The 19,218-nt window shown below is 53.1% G+C and carries 17 protein-coding genes and 1 pseudogene; 8 read left to right on the forward strand and 10 right to left on the reverse strand.

The window, feature by feature from the left end:
- Positions 1–9: 9 nt before the first annotated feature.
- Together ABWV33_RS11140 and ABWV33_RS11145 are read left to right on the forward strand one after the other, a co-directional pair.
- Positions 10–1,281, forward strand: a complete 1,272-nt coding sequence (locus ABWV33_RS11140) for an MFS transporter (RefSeq protein WP_113824385.1) — start codon at positions 10–12, stop codon at positions 1,279–1,281.
- 103 nt (positions 1,282–1,384) lie between these two features.
- Complete coding sequence (locus ABWV33_RS11145; RefSeq protein WP_164617431.1) at positions 1,385–1,966, forward strand: DUF924 family protein; 582 nt, start codon at positions 1,385–1,387, stop codon at positions 1,964–1,966.
- Here ABWV33_RS11145 and ABWV33_RS11150 read toward each other — a convergent pair.
- Complete coding sequence (locus ABWV33_RS11150; protein ID WP_121997085.1) at positions 1,963–2,388, reverse strand: hypothetical protein; 426 nt, start codon at positions 2,386–2,388, stop codon at positions 1,963–1,965. The two genes, ABWV33_RS11145 and ABWV33_RS11150, sit on opposite strands and share 4 nt — an antisense overlap.
- Positions 2,389–2,614: 226 nt before the next feature.
- On the opposite strand from ABWV33_RS11150, the gene lpdA reads away from it, so the two are divergent.
- Positions 2,615–4,009: a dihydrolipoyl dehydrogenase gene (lpdA, locus tag ABWV33_RS11155; protein ID WP_113824382.1), complete on the forward strand. Its 1,395-nt coding sequence runs from the start codon at positions 2,615–2,617 to the stop codon at positions 4,007–4,009.
- Between the two features lie 105 nt (positions 4,010–4,114).
- Here lpdA and ABWV33_RS11160 read toward each other — a convergent pair whose 3' ends face one another.
- Positions 4,115–4,474 (reverse strand): rhodanese-like domain-containing protein, encoded by a 360-nt coding sequence (locus tag ABWV33_RS11160; protein ID WP_353330759.1) that lies wholly within the window; start codon positions 4,472–4,474, stop codon positions 4,115–4,117.
- 168 nt (positions 4,475–4,642) lie between these two features.
- Between ABWV33_RS11160 and uvrA the strand changes: the two genes are divergently transcribed.
- Positions 4,643–7,501, forward strand: a complete 2,859-nt coding sequence (uvrA, locus tag ABWV33_RS11165; RefSeq protein WP_353330761.1) for an excinuclease ABC subunit UvrA — start codon at positions 4,643–4,645, stop codon at positions 7,499–7,501.
- Between the two features lie 58 nt (positions 7,502–7,559).
- Here the strand turns inward: uvrA and ABWV33_RS11170 are convergent, their stop codons facing one another.
- The 5 genes and pseudogenes from ABWV33_RS11170 to ABWV33_RS11190 all read right to left on the reverse strand — a co-directional run bounded on the left by ABWV33_RS11170 (position 7,560) and on the right by ABWV33_RS11190 (position 13,378).
- The gene (locus ABWV33_RS11170; protein ID WP_353330763.1) at positions 7,560–8,921 is read right to left on the reverse strand and encodes an MmgE/PrpD family protein; all 1,362 of its coding nucleotides are present in this window, start codon (positions 8,919–8,921) and stop codon (positions 7,560–7,562) included.
- A 184-nt stretch (positions 8,922–9,105) separates the two neighbouring features.
- Positions 9,106–10,029 carry a 3-hydroxyisobutyrate dehydrogenase gene (gene mmsB, locus ABWV33_RS11175; protein WP_502930911.1) on the reverse strand — a complete coding sequence of 308 codons (924 nt, stop codon included), beginning with the start codon at positions 10,027–10,029 and terminating at the stop codon, positions 9,106–9,108.
- A gap of 30 nt (positions 10,030–10,059) precedes the next feature.
- Positions 10,060–11,022: pseudogene (locus ABWV33_RS11180) on the reverse strand (enoyl-CoA hydratase/isomerase family protein); the annotation flags it as partial.
- A gap of 10 nt (positions 11,023–11,032) precedes the next feature.
- Complete coding sequence (locus ABWV33_RS11185; RefSeq protein WP_113824377.1) at positions 11,033–12,175, reverse strand: acyl-CoA dehydrogenase family protein; 1,143 nt, start codon at positions 12,173–12,175, stop codon at positions 11,033–11,035.
- A gap of 87 nt (positions 12,176–12,262) precedes the next feature.
- Positions 12,263–13,378 carry a carboxylate-amine ligase gene (locus ABWV33_RS11190; protein ID WP_353330765.1) on the reverse strand — a complete coding sequence of 372 codons (1,116 nt, stop codon included), beginning with the start codon at positions 13,376–13,378 and terminating at the stop codon, positions 12,263–12,265.
- Between the two features lie 141 nt (positions 13,379–13,519).
- Between ABWV33_RS11190 and ABWV33_RS11195 the strand changes: the two genes are divergently transcribed.
- Complete coding sequence (locus tag ABWV33_RS11195) at positions 13,520–14,365, forward strand: class I SAM-dependent methyltransferase (protein WP_113824375.1); 846 nt, start codon at positions 13,520–13,522, stop codon at positions 14,363–14,365.
- Here the strand turns inward: ABWV33_RS11195 and ABWV33_RS11200 are convergent, their stop codons facing one another.
- Positions 14,366–14,965, reverse strand: a complete 600-nt coding sequence (locus ABWV33_RS11200) for a L,D-transpeptidase (RefSeq protein WP_113824374.1) — start codon at positions 14,963–14,965, stop codon at positions 14,366–14,368.
- A 430-nt stretch (positions 14,966–15,395) separates the two neighbouring features.
- Entirely contained in the window at positions 15,396–16,895 is a 1,500-nt protein-coding gene (locus tag ABWV33_RS11205; RefSeq protein ID WP_164617417.1) for a CoA-acylating methylmalonate-semialdehyde dehydrogenase, read from the reverse strand.
- Positions 16,896–16,998: 103 nt separating this feature from the next.
- Here ABWV33_RS11205 and ABWV33_RS11210 point away from each other — a divergent pair, with 103 nt between their 5' ends.
- The 3 genes from ABWV33_RS11210 to coaD all read left to right on the forward strand — a co-directional run bounded on the left by ABWV33_RS11210 (position 16,999) and on the right by coaD (position 18,955).
- Positions 16,999–17,895, forward strand: coding sequence for a LysR family transcriptional regulator (locus ABWV33_RS11210; RefSeq protein WP_113824372.1), 897 nt, complete (start codon positions 16,999–17,001; stop codon positions 17,893–17,895).
- 59 nt (positions 17,896–17,954) lie between these two features.
- Positions 17,955–18,389: a CBS domain-containing protein gene (locus tag ABWV33_RS11215; RefSeq protein ID WP_113824371.1), complete on the forward strand. Its 435-nt coding sequence runs from the start codon at positions 17,955–17,957 to the stop codon at positions 18,387–18,389.
- 71 nt (positions 18,390–18,460) lie between these two features.
- Positions 18,461–18,955 carry a pantetheine-phosphate adenylyltransferase gene (coaD, locus tag ABWV33_RS11220; protein ID WP_113824370.1) on the forward strand — a complete coding sequence of 165 codons (495 nt, stop codon included), beginning with the start codon at positions 18,461–18,463 and terminating at the stop codon, positions 18,953–18,955.
- A gap of 96 nt (positions 18,956–19,051) precedes the next feature.
- Here coaD and ABWV33_RS11225 read toward each other — a convergent pair whose 3' ends face one another.
- The gene (locus tag ABWV33_RS11225; RefSeq protein WP_162930599.1) at positions 19,052–19,195 is read right to left on the reverse strand and encodes a hypothetical protein; all 144 of its coding nucleotides are present in this window, start codon (positions 19,193–19,195) and stop codon (positions 19,052–19,054) included.
- Positions 19,196–19,218 lie beyond the last annotated feature (23 nt).

The following is a 19,218-nucleotide window of genomic DNA, read 5'->3' on the forward strand; positions in this document are numbered from 1 at the left end:
AGACGCCCGATGCTGCAGGTTTTGTCAAACGCTTGGGCTCTATTGCTTGGCATGGGGTTATTGATGGTCGGAAACGGCCTTCAAGGCACTTTGATTGGTGTTCGGGGAGAGATCGAAGGCTTTTCGACCTTTGAAATGTCGGTCGTCATGTCTGGATACTTCATTGGTTTTCTGGGGGGATCGCGGCTTGCCCCTGATATGATCCGACGTGTGGGCCATGTCCGCGTGTTTGCTGCATTAGCGTCGTTCATCTCGGCGGTCATGATCATGTACCCGGCTCTGACAGAACCAGTTGCGTGGTTTATCGGGCGTGTGATGATCGGGTTTTGTTTCTCTGGGGTGTATGTCACGGCTGAGAGCTGGCTCAACAATGCTGCAGACAACGAAAACCGTGGTCAGGCGTTGTCCCTGTATATGATTGTTCAAATGATCGGAATCATCAGTGCGCAAGGCCTGATTCTTGTCGGAGACCCTGCCGGTTATGAAACATTTGTAATTGCGTCGATCCTTGTTTCGATCTCATTCGCGCCCATTCTGTTGTCAATTTCCCCCACACCGGCATTTGAAACAGCCAAACCCATGACGCTTCGCAAAATTCTCCAAACGTCTCCCTTGGGTTGCATCGGGATGTTCTTGCTAGGGGGAGTTTTCTCCGCACAATTCGGAATGGGCGCGGTTTATGGTGCAAAAGTTGGCCTCAATCTGCCACAAATTTCCGTCTTTGTAGCCGCTTTCTATGTTGGTGCTTTGTTGGCGCAATACCCTCTGGGCTGGATCTCAGATCGGATGGATCGTCGGACATTAATCTTGTTAGTGGCTTCTGCGGGCGGGGGCGGGTCAATGTTGGGCATGATCTTTGGAACCGAATTTATTTTGCTCCTCGTTTCGGCTTGCATTATTGGCGGGATGAGTAACCCGTTGTATTCATTGCTTATTGCATACACGAATGACTATTTGGATCATGACGATATGGCCGCTGCATCGGGTGGATTGGTTTTCATCAACGGGTTGGGCGCAATTGCTGGTCCGTTGATTACCGGGTGGCTGATGGGTGAGAATGTATTTGGGCCATCAGGCTATTTCTTGTTCATGGGGATCTTATTGTTCACGCTGGCGGCCTATGCGGTGTATCGCAAAACGCAACGTGCAGCGATCCCAGTGGAAGAGACCAGCCCGATTATGCCGATGTACCCTTCGGCGACGCAAGTTGCCGTAGAGGTTGCTCAGGAAGTTGCAATCGAGGCCGATTTGGAGGAGCAAAACTCGCAAGATGTCGCATAGCGAACAGAATTATGTCGCCTGTGTTGCAAGATGTTACTGTAATTTTTTTGTAAAAGAATCTTTAATACCCATGTGCTTGGGGAAAACAAATGGAGAAAGACCCATGGTCGGTCCCGAAGAGGTTTTAAGTTTCTGGCTGGATGAAGTTGGTCCGGACGGGTGGTATAAACAGGATGAGGCGCTAGATGCTGAAATCCGAAAACGCTTCCTAAGCACATGGGAAGCGGCTTGCGAAGGCAAGTTTTCGTTATGGTTGACATACCCTAGCGGTGCTCTGGCTTACACGATCCTAACAGATCAATTTCCGCGCAATATGTTCCGCAGCGATGGCAAGGCTTTTTCCACAGATCGCGCTGCTTTGTCTGCAGCCAAGGCGGCCATCGACAAAAAATGGGACTTGCGAATTGACGAACCGGCGCGTCAGTTCTTTTACCTTCCGCTAATGCATTCCGAAAATCTCTGCGATCAAGAGCGGTGTGTTCGACTGATGTGCAAAAGGATGTCCAAATCGAGTGAATCGAATTTGCTGCACGCGCGCGCGCATCGCGAAGTTATCCGTCAGTTTGGCCGTTTCCCATATCGGAACGAAGCGCTGCGACGGGAAACAACTGCATGCGAAATGACGTTTGTTACGCAGGGCGGTTACGGTGAAACAGTACGCAGCCTACAAGCTGCTGTGGGTTAACTCACTGGTGTGCATCCCCTAAAATCAGAAATGCTGCGGGCTGCTGTGTCCGCAGCGGTCTCAATTGTATAGTCGATCAGCTTTTCCGGTGCATCTACAAGGGCGGTGATTTTGTCCTGTGCGGCGTCAATCTTCGCTTCGATAACTGTCACCCTGTTCATGAGGCCTTGCGCAGCGGCAGAGGTCAGCTCTGATCCACTGGACTTAAGGGCAGCAAGATCTTGACGTAATCCGGCTAACTCCTCGCGGGTGGCTTTGACCTCGTCGCGTAATGGGGTCACGCGCTGTAATGTAAGGGCAAAGTTCTCCGTCATTGCATCTACAGCCGCTGTCGTTTTCCAGGCTAAGAATAAACATAATGCAACAAGAATGAGTGTTGCGTTGAGCAAGGCCAAGGCAAGGTCTTTAAGGGTTTTCGTCATAATGAACCTCTGAAATTTTGGTGTGCTCTCTTAGTGAGTGAGCATCAGAATTGCGTTTTTTGTTTCAGTTGTAGCCATTCAAGTAGAGCGGGTATAGGCTGGAAGAAAGCCGAATTTAGCATTGTAACCTTGCGTCGCATTTGTCGCGGAAGGTCTCTGTTGATGTGTGTGTGAAATTAGTTTAACGGTAAACTAGTTTTGAAACGACCTGCGTCGAGGGGATAACATGGCTTCGAAATCTTTTGATCTGATCGTTGTTGGCGCGGGGCCAGGCGGCTACGTCGCCGCAATTCGTGGCGCACAATTGGGTTTGTCTGTCGCCGTGGTTGAACGCGAGCATCTTGGCGGAATTTGTCTGAACTGGGGCTGTATCCCGACCAAGGCTCTGTTGCGGTCATCCGAAGTGTTTCACTTGATGGAACGCGCTAAGGATTTTGGCCTTAAGGCTGACAACATCGGGTATGATCTGAATGCAGTTGTAAAACGCTCGCGCGGTGTTGCGGCGCAATTGTCAGGCGGCATTGGACATTTGTTGAAAAAGAACAAAGTCACTGTTGTGATGGGCGAGGCAACGCTGCCCGCCCAAGGGCGAGTGTCGGTGAAGTCTGACAAGGGGACAGAGGAACTGGTAGGCAAGAATATCATTCTGGCGACCGGTGCACGCGCGCGTGAATTGCCTGGCCTAGAAGCGGACGGAGATTTGGTTTGGACCTACAAACATGCGCTTGATCCTGTGCGGATGCCCAAAAAGTTGTTGGTGATTGGGTCGGGTGCGATTGGTATCGAATTCGCCAGTTTTTATAATACGCTTGGGGCGGACACCACCGTGGTCGAAGTTATGGATCGGGTGCTGCCGGTTGAAGATGCTGAGATCAGCGCGTTCGCGAAAAAGGCGTTTACCAAGCAGGGTATGAAGATCATGGAAAAAGCCATGGTCAAGCAATTGGATCGCGGCAACGGTAAAGTCACCGCACATATCGAAACCAACGGCAAAATTGAAAAGCAAGAGTTTGACACCGTGATCTCCGCAGTTGGGATCGTTGGAAATGTCGAAGGTCTGGGTTTAGAGGCACTGGGTGTCACTATTGATCGTACCCATGTCGTGACCGATGAATTCTGTCGTACGGGTATCGAAGGTCTCTATGCGATTGGCGATATCGCGGGTGCGCCTTGGTTGGCTCATAAAGCCAGCCACGAAGGGGTCATGGTCGCCGATTTGATTGCTGGTAAGCACGCGCACCCCGTTAAACCAGAAAGCATCGCAGGCTGTACCTATTGCCATCCGCAAGTCGCGAGCGTTGGGTACTCCGAAGCAAAAGCCAAAGAGCTTGGCTATGATATCAAAGTGGGTCGTTTTCCGTTTATGGGGAATGGCAAAGCCATCGCTTTGGGAGAACCTGACGGGCTGGTCAAAACGATCTTTGATGCCAAGACCGGAGAGTTGCTGGGCGCGCATATGATCGGTGCTGAAGTGACCGAGATGATCCAAGGGTATGTGGTCGGTCGTCAGTTGGAAACAACTGAGGAAGACCTGATGAACACAGTCTTCCCGCACCCAACCCTATCGGAAATGATGCACGAAAGCGTCTTGGACGCCTACGACCGGGTCATTCATATGTAAGACCTAATTTTTCGTTCTGTGTATTGGGCCTTCGCCAGTTTGTGCAGAGGCCCATTTTCGTTTGAACGAGTCCGACAAAGGCCCCGTGCGTTTTGTTCGTCCGTCTTAGATGGCTTCTACGACACCACCTGCACGCCGCCAGTGATCGAGACCTCCGATGTTGTGCACATTCTGATACCCGAGCTTTTTGAGAATACGCTTACCAGCCATGCTGCGCACCCCCGATGCACAATAGAGCGCGATACACGCGTTGGCGTGCAGATCTGTGATGAATTCCGGGTTCTTGGGGTCCGCTTTTTTCTGTAAGCATGACAAGGGGATATGCAAGGCACCCCTCGCCAATCCCGACGTCCGAACTTCGGCCAAATCACGTACATCAACTACGGTAATTGTTCCGTTTCTATGCTTTTCGATCACATCCGCCGCGTCGAGTCCTGTGCCAAAAAGGGCTTTCAGGTTAAACATGTAAGTATCCTGTTTCGCTGTCTGGTGTCCTTGTATGAAATTAACATTCGAGTAATGGAATGTAAATAAACGCAAGCAAAATGTAAAAGTTCACACTTTGTTCACTCTTTTGGCTTGGAGACTCGGCGCCTCTGTCCTATTTCATAGATAACCGGAACCGAGGGCATCATGGCTGAACTGAAAAACATCGAGGTGCGCGGCGCGCGCGAGCATAACCTCAAAGGGATCGACGTGGATATTCCGCGCGATCAGCTGGTGGTGATCACCGGCCTTTCTGGTTCAGGCAAGTCATCGCTGGCGTTTGATACGATCTATGCCGAAGGGCAAAGACGCTATGTTGAATCGCTTAGTGCTTATGCCCGCCAATTCCTTGATATGATGGAAAAACCTGATGTGGATCACATCAGTGGTCTGAGCCCGGCGATTTCGATTGAACAGAAAACCACCTCGAAGAACCCGCGCTCGACCGTCGGGACCGTGACCGAGATCTACGACTATATGCGTCTGCTCTTTGCACGATCTGGAACGCCGTATTCGCCTGCAACCGGCAAGCCGATTGAGGCACAGCAGGTTCAGGACATGGTGGATCGCATCATGACGATGGAGGAGGGCACCCGCGGCTATTTGCTGGCCCCCATCGTTCGCGATCGCAAAGGTGAATACCGCAAAGAGTTTCTCGAGCTGCGTAAACAAGGATTTCAGCGGGTCAAAGTCGATGGCGCGTTCTATGAACTGGACGAACCCCCAACGCTGGACAAAAAATTTCGGCATGACATCGACGTTGTCGTGGACCGGTTGGTGGTACGCGAAGGGATGGAGACGCGTCTGGCTGATAGCTTGCGGACAGCTCTGGATCTGGCTGATGGTATCGCAATTCTGGAAACAGCGCCGCGTGAGGGGGATTCAGAGCGGATTACGTTCAGCGAGAATTTCGCCTGTCCTGTCAGCGGATTCACCATTCCGGAAATTGAACCCCGATTGTTTTCGTTTAACGCACCGTTTGGCGCGTGCCCCGATTGCGATGGGCTGGGGGTCGAACTGTTCTTTGACGAACGCCTTGTTGTGCCTGATCAATCGCTCAAGGTTTATGACGGGGCGCTTGCACCTTGGCGTAAGGGGAAATCTCCATATTTTCTGCAAACCATCGAAGCTATCGCCAAACACTATGAATTTGACAAGAACACGGCTTGGAAAGACCTGCCTGCCCACGTGAAACAGGTTTTCCTATATGGCTCTGGTGAGGAAGAGATTGATTTCCGCTATGACGAAGGTGGGCGCGTCTATCAGGTCAGTCGCGTGTTCGAAGGTGTCATTCCCAATATGGAGCGCCGCTATCGTGAAACGGATTCGAATTGGATCCGCGAAGAATTTGAGCGTTACCAAAACAACCGGTCCTGTGGTGCCTGCGGGGGCTATCGACTGCGGGAAGAGGCGCTAGCGGTCAAGATTGCCCAAATGCATGTGGGGCAGGTGGTTCAGATGTCGATCCGCGAGGCCCTGGCCTGGATCGAAGATGCGCCAAATCACCTGAGCAAACAAAAGAACGAAATCGCGCGCGCAATCTTGAAAGAAATCCGCGAACGGTTGGGATTCCTGAACAATGTTGGACTGGAATACTTAACACTGTCGCGAAATAGCGGGACCTTGTCTGGTGGGGAAAGCCAGCGGATCCGTCTGGCCAGCCAAATTGGATCGGGTTTGACCGGTGTTTTGTACGTCTTGGATGAACCTTCGATTGGTTTGCATCAACGTGACAATGACCGCTTGCTGGGCACGCTGAAGAATCTACGCGATCAGGGCAATACGGTGATCGTCGTCGAACACGATGAAGAGGCGATCCGCGAAGCCGACTATGTCTTTGACATTGGGCCGGGGGCAGGTGTGCATGGGGGGCAGGTGGTAAGCCATGGTACTCCGGAACATGTCACTGCCGACCCTGCATCTATTACAGGGCAATACCTTTCTGGTACCCGCGAGATTTCTGTGCCTGTCAAACGGCGCAAGGGGAACAAGAAAAAGCTAAAGGTTGTCAAAGCGAACGGGAATAACCTTAAGAACGTCACCGCTGAATTCCCACTTGGAAAATTTGTTTGCGTGACGGGGGTTTCTGGCGGTGGGAAATCCACGCTAACGATTGAGACATTGTTCAAAACGGCTTCGATGCGATTGAACGGCGCGCGCCAAACTCCTGCGCCGTGTGAAACGATTAAGGGTCTTGAGCACCTGGATAAAGTTATCGATATCGATCAGCGCGCAATTGGACGTACGCCGCGTTCAAACCCAGCGACTTATACTGGGGCCTTCACACCCATCCGAGATTGGTTTGCGGGTCTGCCCGAGGCAAAAACCCGAGGATATAAGCCGGGCCGTTTTTCATTTAACGTCAAAGGTGGCCGGTGCGAGGCTTGTCAGGGCGATGGTGTGATCAAGATTGAGATGCACTTTTTGCCTGACGTCTACGTCACATGCGAGACGTGCAAAGGTGCGCGCTACAATCGTGAAACACTGGAAGTGACCTTTAAAGGCAAGAGTATTGCTGACGTTCTGGATATGACAGTTGAAGATGCACAAGAGTTCTTCAAGGCGGTACCATCAATCCGGGACAAGATGGATGCGTTAATGCGTGTTGGACTTGGCTACATCAAGGTTGGGCAGCAAGCGACGACATTGTCAGGCGGTGAGGCGCAGCGTGTAAAATTGTCTAAAGAACTGGCCAAACGTTCGACTGGGAGAACACTCTATATTCTTGATGAACCGACCACGGGACTTCATTTTGAAGATGTCCGTAAGCTGTTGGAAGTTCTTCATGAATTGGTGGATCAGGGAAATACGGTTGTTGTCATCGAACACAATTTGGATGTGGTGAAAACAGCAGATCATATCATTGATATCGGCCCCGAAGGTGGCGATGGCGGTGGTATGATTGTCGTCGAAGGGACACCTGAAAAGGTTGCAGAATGCGCGGGCAGTCACACGGGCCAGTATCTGAAACCGATGCTGAAACAGAAACGTGTTGCTGCCGAATGAGAACTCGTGGGGGGGGCAACCCCCACGTTGATGCTGTGAAGCGGGTTGGGACCGCGAATTACCGAACTTTCGTTTCAGATAGGCACAGAGACATAAGCTCTGCAAAGCTATCTGCGTCCAGTGTGTCAAACCGACCAGAGAGGTCTTCGATACGGGTTGCGCGTTCTGTTCCCACAACCGGGTCAGCGAACAGGTGAAACTTATCTGATATGTCTGCATCACTCAGCGGCAAGTCTGTGTCTCCTCGGGGTGTTCGCGGGTCTGCGGTCAAGCGTCTGCCATCTGTCAATTCCAGCGTCACTTCGGCCCAGCGTTTGCCAACACTGATCGCTGTGAAGTGATCATCGTCAATCAATGTTGTTGCTTTGCTCAGGCGCAAAATGTCGGGATCCGTCAAAGTGGCGGTGTCTAGCTCAGATACACCCACCTGGCCGCGTACAATCATCGTCGCCACAGGAAATGCGATAGAATAAGCGAATTCATCCGGAGATGTAGGTGTATGGCCGGCCAAGCGTGTTGCATTATGGAATGTACGGATCTCGACCTTGGCAACCTGATCATGTGTTAGGTTGTGTGTCGCAATCAAATCTGCGGCGGCGTCTAATGCAGGGTGGGCCCAGCGACAACACGGATACGGCTTGTAATGCGTGTCTTCAACCAACCGCCAGCCACTTCCCAGATCCTCCCAGAACTGGCGTGCCTCGGGTCCCTCGCAAGTGAGTGCAGGTGCGCCTGTAAAGCCAAACAGTGCCAAATAACCACCTGTAACACCGGACGGCGCCCCCCAGCCAACACCATCTCGAACCATGGTCGGGTGGTCGATACAACGCATCATTTGACTGCGCGGCCCATGATATTCACTGATACCTGCAGCCTGTCGGATCTGTTCGGCAGAGCCCCCCAGCTGTTGTGCTACGGCTGCGCCAACTCCTACTGCCGTCCATGCGCCAGAGGTATGGTAATCGGCGCAGGTGGCATGTTGTGCCAGCCCTGCGCGATAACTTACCTCATATGCCGCCGCGAGCGTGACAGCAAAGCTGCGCCCATCAACCGGTTTACCCAAAGAAGCATTTGCATCCGCAACAGCCATCAGTGCTGGAAAGATTGCAGACCCTGCGTGGCCTTTGCAGGGAGAGGTCCCGTCATGCGCGTCTATGCTATCGACCGTAGATGCGCCGGCCATGGCTGCGCCAGCTGGGCTGACGCTCGCGCCATGCATCAGGATGCGGGCAGGTCCCGCCTGGGTCACCCCAAACATTGCCTGCGCCCCCTTTCGAGCGATATCTGCCAACGGTGTGGTGGACCCAACTGCTGCGACCCCCATCGTATCGGTAAAACTGCGACGCAATACTTTCAGCACGGCCTCGGGCAAAGCATCATAGGTCAACTCGGCGGTAAAGTCGTGAAAGCGAAGGGGCATTCGGGCATTCTCCAATCAGGTCAAGTCAGACTAGGCTGATCACCCTTTAGAAACTGCCGGTTTGCGACATCAAACGACGCAATTCGCCCGGACACCTTGGATTGTCTTGGGCTGCTTATCGTTGGGCAAAAGACTGAATTTGCAAGTGCGACGCGCCAGCATTGGCGCGTCGCATTCTTAGTTCTTACTCGCGCCCGCGTTTTTCAAAGCGTGGCAACATGGCTGAGAAATCCATGCCCAATCCATCTTCGTTTTCAACAAACTGAGCATAAAGTGCCTGTGCCAAAGCACCCATTGGGGTGTCAGCATCAGCGCTTTCAGCTGCTTGCTGGCTCAGTCGCAGATCTTTCAACATCAGATCAGCGGCAAACCCGGGCTGATAATCATTATCCGCTGGCGATTGCGGCCCCACACCGGGTGCAGGACAGTAGGCGTTCATGGTCCAGCTGTAGCCCGATGATGTGGAAACGACATCAAACATCTTCTGACGGTCCAGACCCAGTTTGTCTGCAAGGGCAAATGCCTCACATGTGGCGATCATGGTGACTCCCAAGATCATATTGTTACAGATCTTGGCGGCTTGCCCGGCACCGGCATCTCCACAATGCACAGCTTTTTGACCCATGATATCGAACAATGGGTCCGCTTTGCCGAACGCCTCAGCTGACCCGCCAGCCATAAACGTCAACGTGCCACCAGACGCGCCGCCAATGCCGCCTGAAACAGGGGCATCGACAAACAACACCCCAGCTGCTTGTGTGTCTGCATCAACAGCACGGGCGCTATCGACGTCTACGGTTGAACAGTCAATCAACACGGCACCCTTAGACATCGCTGGAATGACATCGGCTGCAACAGCGCGCAGAATGTTGCCTTTGGGCAGCATGGTGATAACTGCATCCGCACCTGCGGCTGCTTCGGCCCCAGAGGACACCATTGTTACACCGTCGATGTTGACTTCTGCCATGTCGAACCCAACGACGTCATGGCCTGCTTTGGCAAGATTAGCCGCCATTGGGCCGCCCATGTTACCCAATCCGATGAACCCGATTTTCATGGCTTTCTCCTCTTCAAATGTCAGTGCGTCTGCGCCAAGAGGCTGCAGCATTTTTGACACCGCAACAGTTGGCACTGATATTCCTGCAAACTGCCATTTGGGTGTCCGATCCTTGTCGATGATCTGGGCGCGGATGCCTTCCAGAAAATCACCGTGCTCCATGGCACGATAAGTAAAGCGATACTCCAACTCCAACGCTTTGCGGATACTCAGAGATGGGCCGCGCAAACGATGTATCATCTCAACGGTGCAAGCCATTGAAATCGGGCTGTTGCGGTTGATTGCTTTCAGAGTCTTTTGTGCAAATTCACTTTCATCGCCAGTAAGGCTGTTCTGAATATCACCCAGAGTTTCACCTGCAAAGTGTCGATCAATATCGATCTGAGCCGCACGCAAGGGACCGGGCTCAGGGTCCTGAGCATGCGTTGCGATATGCGCGGGGTCGCCCGAGGCTTCGAGCAGTTCGATTAGATCAGCCCATTGCTCTTGCGGGATATACGTATCGGCAAACCCAGCGAGGATTGCATCATCTGGCCCAAGGCGACCCGCAGTAATGCCCAGATATTCTCCCAAACGACCGGGGGCTAATGCAAGGATGAGCGTGCCACCCACGTCGGGGACAAGGCCGATGCCGCATTCCGGCATAGCGATTTTTGAGCTTTCGCAAACCACTCGATGTGATCCGTGGCAACCTATGCCTACGCCACCACCCATCGTGAAACCCTGCAAGAAGCTGATAACAGGCTTTGGGTATTCAAACAAAAACGCATTCATTCGATATTCGTCGCGCCAAAACGTGCGGCCAAAATCGAAATTCCCGGCAGTGCCAGTTTCATACAGTTCGGCAATATCGCCGCCGGCACAAAACGCTTTGTCGCCCTCGGCATCCAAGATGATCAGGTCTACGGCGTCGTCTTCGCGCCAATTCCGCAAGGCCGTGTCGATTGCCATGCACATGTCATAGCTCATCGCGTTCAAGGCATGGGGGCGGGTTAGGGTGATCCGGCCCGCGCGGCCGGTAACCCTAATGTCGATATCGCTCATGTCAGCTCCGTTACCGATTGGTCAGCATGTGGCGCGCCACGATCACGCGCATGATTTCGTTGGTACCTTCCAAAATTTGGTGAACCCGCAAATCACGTACGATTTTTTCGATGCCATAATCCGCCAGATAGCCATAGCCACCATGCAGCTGCAAACACCCGTTGGCGACCTCAAATGACACATCAGTGACCATCAGTTTAGCCATCGCGCAGAACTTTGACGCATCGTGCGCCCCATTATCCAGCTTCCAAGCGGCTTGGCGGAGGAACGTGCGCGCCGCTTGCAGTTTGGTTTCATATTCGGCCAGACGAAACTGAAGTCCTTGGAATTGGTCGATGGTCTTACCAAATGCCTTACGCTCTGACATATAGTCCATCGTCAGATTGAGCGCAGTCTGTGCGCCACCCAAAGCCCCGGCGGAAATGTTCAGGCGACCACCGTCCAAGCCAGCCATCGCATACGAGAAACCGCGCCCTTCTTCACCGATCAGATTGTCAGCGGGGACTTTGCAATCATCAAACTGAACCTGTGCTGTTGGTTGTGCTTTCCAGCCCATCTTATCTTCGAGCCCGCCGAAACTAAGACCCTCGGCACCATCTTCAACAACAACGGTTGAAATCCCTTTGGGTCCATCCTCGCCGGTGCGAACCATTGTTATATAGGCATCGGAATAGCCACCACCCGAGATGAACGCTTTTGTTCCGTTCAGCTTATAGCCTTCGTTGTCGCGCTCAGCACGCGTGCGCAAGGCGGATGCGTCAGACCCGCTGCCGGGTTCGGTCAAGCAATACGAAAACACTTTGTTCATGGTGCAGAGGTCAGGCAGCCATTTCTGCTTTGTTTCTTCACTGCCGAATTTGTCGATCATGCCGCCGCACATGTTGTGGATCGACAGAAACGAGCCAACGGCGGGGCAGGACATCGCTAGGGCCTCGAACACCATTGTCGCGTCCAAACGAGAGAGACCAGAGCCACCGTATTCTTCGGAAACGTACAAGCCGCCAAACCCGAGTTCCCCAATTTGAGGCCAAAGTTCCTTTGGAATCGTGCCTTGAGATTCCCAAGTTTGCGCGTGCGGGGCGATGTTTTCTTGTCCAAAGGCGTGTGCCATATCGAAAATGGCGCTCTGTTCCTCTGTCAGTGCGAAATCCATGCCTGTCTCCCTCCCGGCGTGATGAATTGAACGAGTGTTTATTTCGTAATCCTTACAGAAGTTTTGCAAGATCAGAAAGAGGCCGGGTTAGAGATCTGCTTGGAATTCGTCGATCAAATGTCGCACCACCGCGCGGCCGGGGTCTTCACCGTTGGTCACGGCGTTTGCATGAACCTGTCTTTGGCGACGAGCAGAGGTGCCAGTCTCTGCGATTTGTTTCAAGCGGCCGATTTCATTAACGGTGCCCAGCATTTCCATATCTTCAGAAAGCATCTGTTCCAACTCTTCCAAGAGAGTGACCATGGGTTTGATCGACCGGTCCCCGAAATCAATCAACCCCTCGCGCACGCCATAGCGTTGCGCGCGCCACCGGTTTTCGCCAACTAGAAACCGGTCATACTGCCGCCAGCGAAGGTTGCCTTCTTTCAGTCGGCATAACATACGCAGCAGCGCTTGGTTGAGCGCGGCCAGAGCGAGCGCGTCTTCCAACCGGGGTTGCACGTCCATGATGCGGGTTTCAAGCGTCGGGAACTGGTGCGAGGGGCGTAAATCCCACCAGATCTTAGTCGTGTCCTCAATCACCCCCAGCTCAATCAGCGCGCCAGTCGTGCGTTCATATTCAGCCCAGCTGCTGAAGTTTGGTGGCAGACCCGTACGGGGTAGATTGTCGAATACGGTCAGACGATAGGAGGACAGGCCGGTGTCTTCTCCGTTCCAGAAGGGAGAGGAGGTTGAAAGCGCCAAGAGATGAGGCAGGAAGTAGCTCAGTTGCGGCATCAGATCGGCGCGCAAGGCTTGATCCTCAATCCCGACGTGCACATGCATGCCGCAGATCAGCATGCGACGCGCGACGCCACCAAGGGCATGTTGCAACGCGTCATACCGGCTTTTCCGGGTGTGATGCTGGTCTTTCCAGTCGGCGAAAGGGTGGCAAGACACGGCAATCGGAGCCAGATTATGGTCTGCTGCATGGCTGGAAACACAGGCGCGCAGGCGCTTTAGATCATCACGCGCGCTGGAGATTGTGGTATGAACGCGCGTCCCCACCTCGATTTGACACTGCAGGAATTCGGGGCTGACCTGACCTTGGAAGTCAGCTTGGCAGGCTTGGATAAGCGCCTCGGGGGCGATGGCCAGGTTCAGTGAATCCTGATCGACCAGCAAATATTCCTCTTCAATGCCGAGTGTAAATTCCTGCTGCATTGCGGTCTCCTGTCTTGTGAAACCAGTGAAACCCGAATGGATCGTTTTGCCAATGGGGCAGTTTCGCGCTGTTGGGGTTGGAACAGCGCGCGAAGGCCGTTATTCAACCTTGGTGAGTGTGAGATGAAAAGGTGTCGGGCCGTGAAGAAACGAAAATTTCCTAAGATCAACGCTTTGCTTGATCCGCTAGACGTTAAGATCATTGATCGCTCAGAAGAGATTGCTGAAAAAGAACGCCTTGTTGCGTTTGAACGGCGAGGGGGTTTAGAAAAACCTGCCTATGCGCTCAGTCCCGGAATGGAGGGGTTCGACATTTCCGGCTTGGTGCGGGAATATGAAACCCACAAAGCTGCGTTGGCTGCGCTACACGACCCTGCACAGAACACCACCGGCTACCGCTCGAACAACGGGTATTATGACACTCCGGATGCCGAGGCGTTGTATCTGATGATCCGCAGGTTCCAGCCCAAACATGTGATCGAGGTGGGGTGTGGGAATTCGACCCGTATTACCCGCCAAGCCATTCGCGACGGCGCGCTAGAAACCAAGATCACGGCGATTGACCCTTATCCACGCGCTGACATCGCCCATGTAGTGGATGACTTTGAGCAGAAGCGCTTGGAAGATGTGGACCCAACCCTGTTTGATACTCTTGGGCCTGGGGATGTGTTGTTTATTGATTCAAGCCATCAGGTCCGCATGAGCAATGATGTAGCGCATCTGTTCTGTCGGATCATTCCGCGATTGGCACCGGGGGTGGTGATCCATGTGCACGACGTCTTTTTGCCCTATGAATATCCGAACCGGTTTTTCCACGATTGCCCGTCGTGGGGCGAACAATATGTCTTGCATACTTTGATCCAGACCAGCGGCTATCAGCTTCTCTGGCCTGGATATTATCTGCAACAAGAACGCCCCGATGCAATCAAGGCGCTTCCGTTTTTAGCAGCTGGTCGGGCTCAGAGTTTTTGGATCCGCAAGACCTGATTAAAGCAGGCGTACCTTGGTGCCGACTTTGACCAAAGGATAGAGCTCTTCAACGTGTTGATTGTACAATCCAATACAGCCTGAAGAGCTCTGCCGTCCGATTTTGCGCGTGTCATGGGTACCATGTACCAGATACGCGGGCCAGCTGAGGTACATTGCGCGTGTACCCAGTGGGTTCCCTTCGCCACCGTCCATGCGCAACGGGAGCGATGGGTCGCGTTCGCGCATCGAAGCGGTCGGGGTCCAGCTGGGATTTTCTGCTTTGCGCACGACTTTTGTATAGCCGCGTTTTGTCAACTCTTCGCTCATAGGCACAGAAGAAGGGTACAGGCGATAGGTTACCCCGTCTCCATCCCAATAATGCACGGCACGGCTGGTGATGTCAGCCAACAGGCAGCCCACACCCAACTCATCAAAATGATCCTGCCAATGCTGTTGTTTGAACGACGAGGCATTCCGACGAACCGCTGGTTGATCCGAGATTGGAGCCTCGACCTGCGGAAATGCATCGGTGCTTTGAGCTGATAGCAATGTGGGCGCGGCCAGAGTGCTTGCAACACCCAAGAGCGCACTGCGGCGGGTCATGATGGACCGAGACATGAGGGTTCTCCGAATTCTGCTCAGACGTTTCGACTTAACTAGGAATGATGGGGTGTGAAAACCAGCCCCTCTTGGTCGAAATTCCAAGGCTTCACGCGTTTGTGTGTGTAGTTTCTGAGAGGCTTGATTTGTACGAAACTCGCGTTGTTTTGTACGAATTACGCGCTCGAGTTGATTGATTTGACGCGCGAGTATTGGAATGTGTTTGAAGCTATCGCGCCATAACCGGCAACATCCGCCGAAGAGGCCAAACCCGACCTTTTTTAGATTGGACACCTGATGATACGTGGCCGGCAACCAAAGCGATTATGTTCGCTCATCAGAAATCTCTAACGAACGGACATCCGAGCGCAATCAGATCCAATGGGCACTAAGAAAAACGGCCCGGCAATATTGCCGGGCCGTTTCTATTTATAACAAAAAAAGGGGCTTATTCCATAACAGGGATAGAGAATTCGCCGCCTTCTTTGATGCCGCTGGGCCAGCGCGCAGTGATAGTTTTGGTGCGTGTGTAGAATTTAAACGCATCGGGACCGTGCTGGTTCAAATCACCAAAGGCCGATTTCTTCCAGCCACCAAAGGTGTGATAGGCCAACGGAACCGGGATCGGTACGTTGATGCCGACCATGCCGATGTTGATCCGGTTGGCAAAGTCACGCGCGGTGTCGCCATCACGAGTGTAGATCGCGGTGCCGTTGCCGTACTCGTGATCCATCGCAAGACCAATGGCTTCTTCGTAGGTTTGCGCGCGTACCGTGGACAGAACCGGACCAAAGATCTCTTTCTTGTAGATATCCATGTCGGGAGTCACGTTGTCGAACAAGTGCGCGCCGACAAAGAACCCTTCCTCATAGCCCTGCAGGCTGAAATCACGTCCATCAACCACCAGCTTGGCACCTTGGTCGATGCCAGTCTGCACCAGTGCTTCGATGTTTGATTTAGCAGCGGCGGTAACAACCGGACCGTAATCAACGTCTGTACCGGCGGTGTAGGGGCCAACTTTAAGCGCCTCAACACGGGGGATCAGCTTTTCGATCAGCTTGTCAGCGGTTTCTTCACCAACGGGAACAGCAACCGAAATCGCCATGCAGCGTTCGCCGGCTGCACCGTAACCGGCCCCAACCAGCGCATCAGCCGCCTGATCCAGATCGGCGTCGGGCATGATGATCATGTGGTTTTTGGCGCCGCCAAAACACTGAACACGCTTACCTTGGGCACAACCTGTACCGTAGATGTATTCCGCAATAGGGGTCGATCCAACAAAGCCAACCGATTGAATGGTGTCGTCATATAGGATCGCGTCAACGGCTTCTTTGTCACCGTTCACCACTTGCAAAATGCCTTTGGGCAGACCGGCTTCTTCGAACAGTTCAGCCAGCATCAAGGGAACAGACGGCGCGCGCTCGGATGGCTTAAGGATAAAGGCGTTGCCGCAGGCAATCGCAGGGGCAAACATCCACATTGGGATCATAGCTGGGAAGTTGAACGGGGTGATACCCGCAGTCACACCCAGGGCCTGACGCATGGAATACATGTCGATGCCGGGGCCAGCGCTGTCGGTGAATTCACCTTTCAGCATCTGGGGGGCTGCGATGCAATATTCGACAACTTCGAGACCGCGCTGCACGTCACCGGCTGCGTCTGGAAGGGTTTTACCGTGCTCGCGGCTCAGAGCCTCGGCCAGTTTGTCCATGTCGCGGTTCAGTAGCGAAACCAGCTTCATCAAAACACGGGCGCGACGCTGCGGGTTGGTTGCAGCCCACGCGGGCTGAGCAGCAGCTGCGACAGCAACCGCTTTGTCCATCTCTTCCTTGCTGGCCAGCGGGCACTTGGCCTGAACTTCGCCGGTGGCGGGGTTAAAGACGTCGGAAAAACGACCCGACGTCCCTTTGACGTGCTCGCCGTTGATGTAGTGCGTCAGTTCCTGCATGGGACATCTCCTCTGAATGTTGCGGGAACAATAGGCTTGCAAAAATAACCTGAAAAGAGGCAAGATTTCAAAAGTGTTTTGCAAAGATGCATGAGGGGCAAGGATGGAACCACATTGGGACGATATGAAGGTCTTTTTGGCAGTCGCCCGCGAGGAAAGCCTCTCGGGAGCGGGTCGGATACTGAAACTGGACCCGGCAACGGTTGGGCGGCGTATCGCAAGACTGGAAAGCGCTCTAAGTGCCCCATTGTTTGTGAAATCTCCCCAAGGATATGCGCTGACCAGCGCTGGTGAGCGTCTGCTTACACATGGTGAACAAGCCGAAGACGCAATGCGCGCTGCGGCCGAAGACATCTCTGGGTCGGCGGATACACTGTCCGGACAAATCCGGATCGGGGCACCGGATGGCTGCGCCAATTATCTATTGCCGCAGGTGTGTTCGCAGATCTGCGATGAAAACCCGGATCTGGATATTCAGATTCTAGCTTTGCCAAGGATGATTAACTTGTCGCGGCGCGAGGCAGATATGGCTGTAACCGTGAGCGCACCAACGGCGGGGCAGCTCTTGGTGCAGAAGATCACGGACTATAAACTGCACCTTGTCGGAACTCGCCGGTATTTAAGACGACACGATGAGATTCTTAAGGTTGAGGACCTCAAGAGCCACCGAATGATCGGCTATATTCCCGATATGATTTTTGATCAGGAGTTAGATTATCTGAAAGATATAGGCGTCCCGAGGGTCTCCTTGTCGTCGAACTCAGTCTCGGTACAGTTGCGGCATGCCACTAACGGGGCAGGGATCTGTATGGCCCATGATTTCACGCTGCCCTATAATCCTCGACTGCGCAAAATCCTGACGGATGTTGTGAGCCTGACCCGAAGCTTTTATCTCGTGCGTCATCAAGGAGATCAGAAAAGCGACCGCTTGAACCGATTTGCACATGCGTTGAACGAAGGCCTCCGCGACGAGGTGGCGCGGTTGGAGGGGTTGTCTTGACATATCAGCTTGTTGCGGCAAGGCTTTGAGATACGAAAGATTATTGCTGAGGTGGTACTATGCTCGTTCAGACGATCCTGAAATCAAAATCCAGTTCCAATGTTGTGACGGTTTCGTCCTCTGCAACTGTTTCAGAGGCGGCTAAACTGCTGTCTGAGATGAAAATCGGGACAGTTGTTGTTTCTGAAGATGGGGAAACGGCCACAGGGATCTTGTCTGAGCGTGACATCGTGCGGGAATTGGCCAATTCAGGTAGCGGTTGCTTGTCGCAGTGTGTGAGCGATTACATGACCACTGAATTGGTTACCTGCACCAGCCAAGCAAGTGTTGAGAATGTTCTGACCCAAATGACCGAGGGCCGTTTTCGCCATATGCCAGTGGTGGAAGATGGGAAATTGGTTGGGATTGTCACGTTGGGGGATGCGGTCAAGGCACAGCTCAAAGAGCTGGCAATGGAGAAGAATGCCCTTGAGGGAATGATCATGGGGCATTGATATCCGGCACTTGAACCTGCTGCGCACATGTGTTTGCGTGCGCAGCATAAAGCTCAAAGTGGGAGGATCTCATGCGTATCGGTCTGTATCCTGGAACATTCGACCCAATTACATTGGGGCATGTAGACATAATTCGCCGCGCTGCCGCGCTCGTAGATAAGTTGGTGATCGGTGTAGCGATCAACCGTGACAAGGGACCGTTGTTCACACTTGAAGAGCGCGTTGCGATGCTCGAGGCGGAATGCGCGAAACTGTCTGAGCAAACAGGTACTGAAATTGTCGCGCATCCTTTCGAAAACTTGCTGATAAATTGCGCTCATGATGTTGGTGCGCAAATTATTGTGCGAGGCCTGCGGGCGGTGGCTGATTTCGAATACGAATACCAGATGGTTGGAATGAATCGATCGTTGGACGATTCGGTCGAAACCGTGTTCTTGATGGCCGAGGCACGTCATCAGGCGATCGCGTCTAAGTTGGTCAAAGAAATCGCCCGGCTTGGCGGAGACGTTTCAAAATTTGTGACACCGCAAGTACGCGAAGCATTGATTGAACGTTTGGCACGCTAAGGAGTGGTTATAGTGCACGCACTTTTGGTGCGGGCACTAATGTGTCCCCTTGGATTGTCGAACCTGCTATCTGAAAGTGCTTGTCGAAGCAGCGCGTTAGCGCCAAAAGGCGAGCCACTGCAGAAACTCAAAGAGTTTCTTGCCTAAGAACAAGACGTGTTCATCCCCAACCAACATCAAATCGAAAATGAGCGCTGATACGATGAACAGTCCGAGCCCAATGGCGATTTGATTTGTCATGTTGACCTCGGTTCAAAGAAAAC

Source organism: Phaeobacter sp. NW0010-22 (assembly GCF_040365955.1).
Classification (GTDB): domain Bacteria; phylum Pseudomonadota; class Alphaproteobacteria; order Rhodobacterales; family Rhodobacteraceae; genus OMPR01.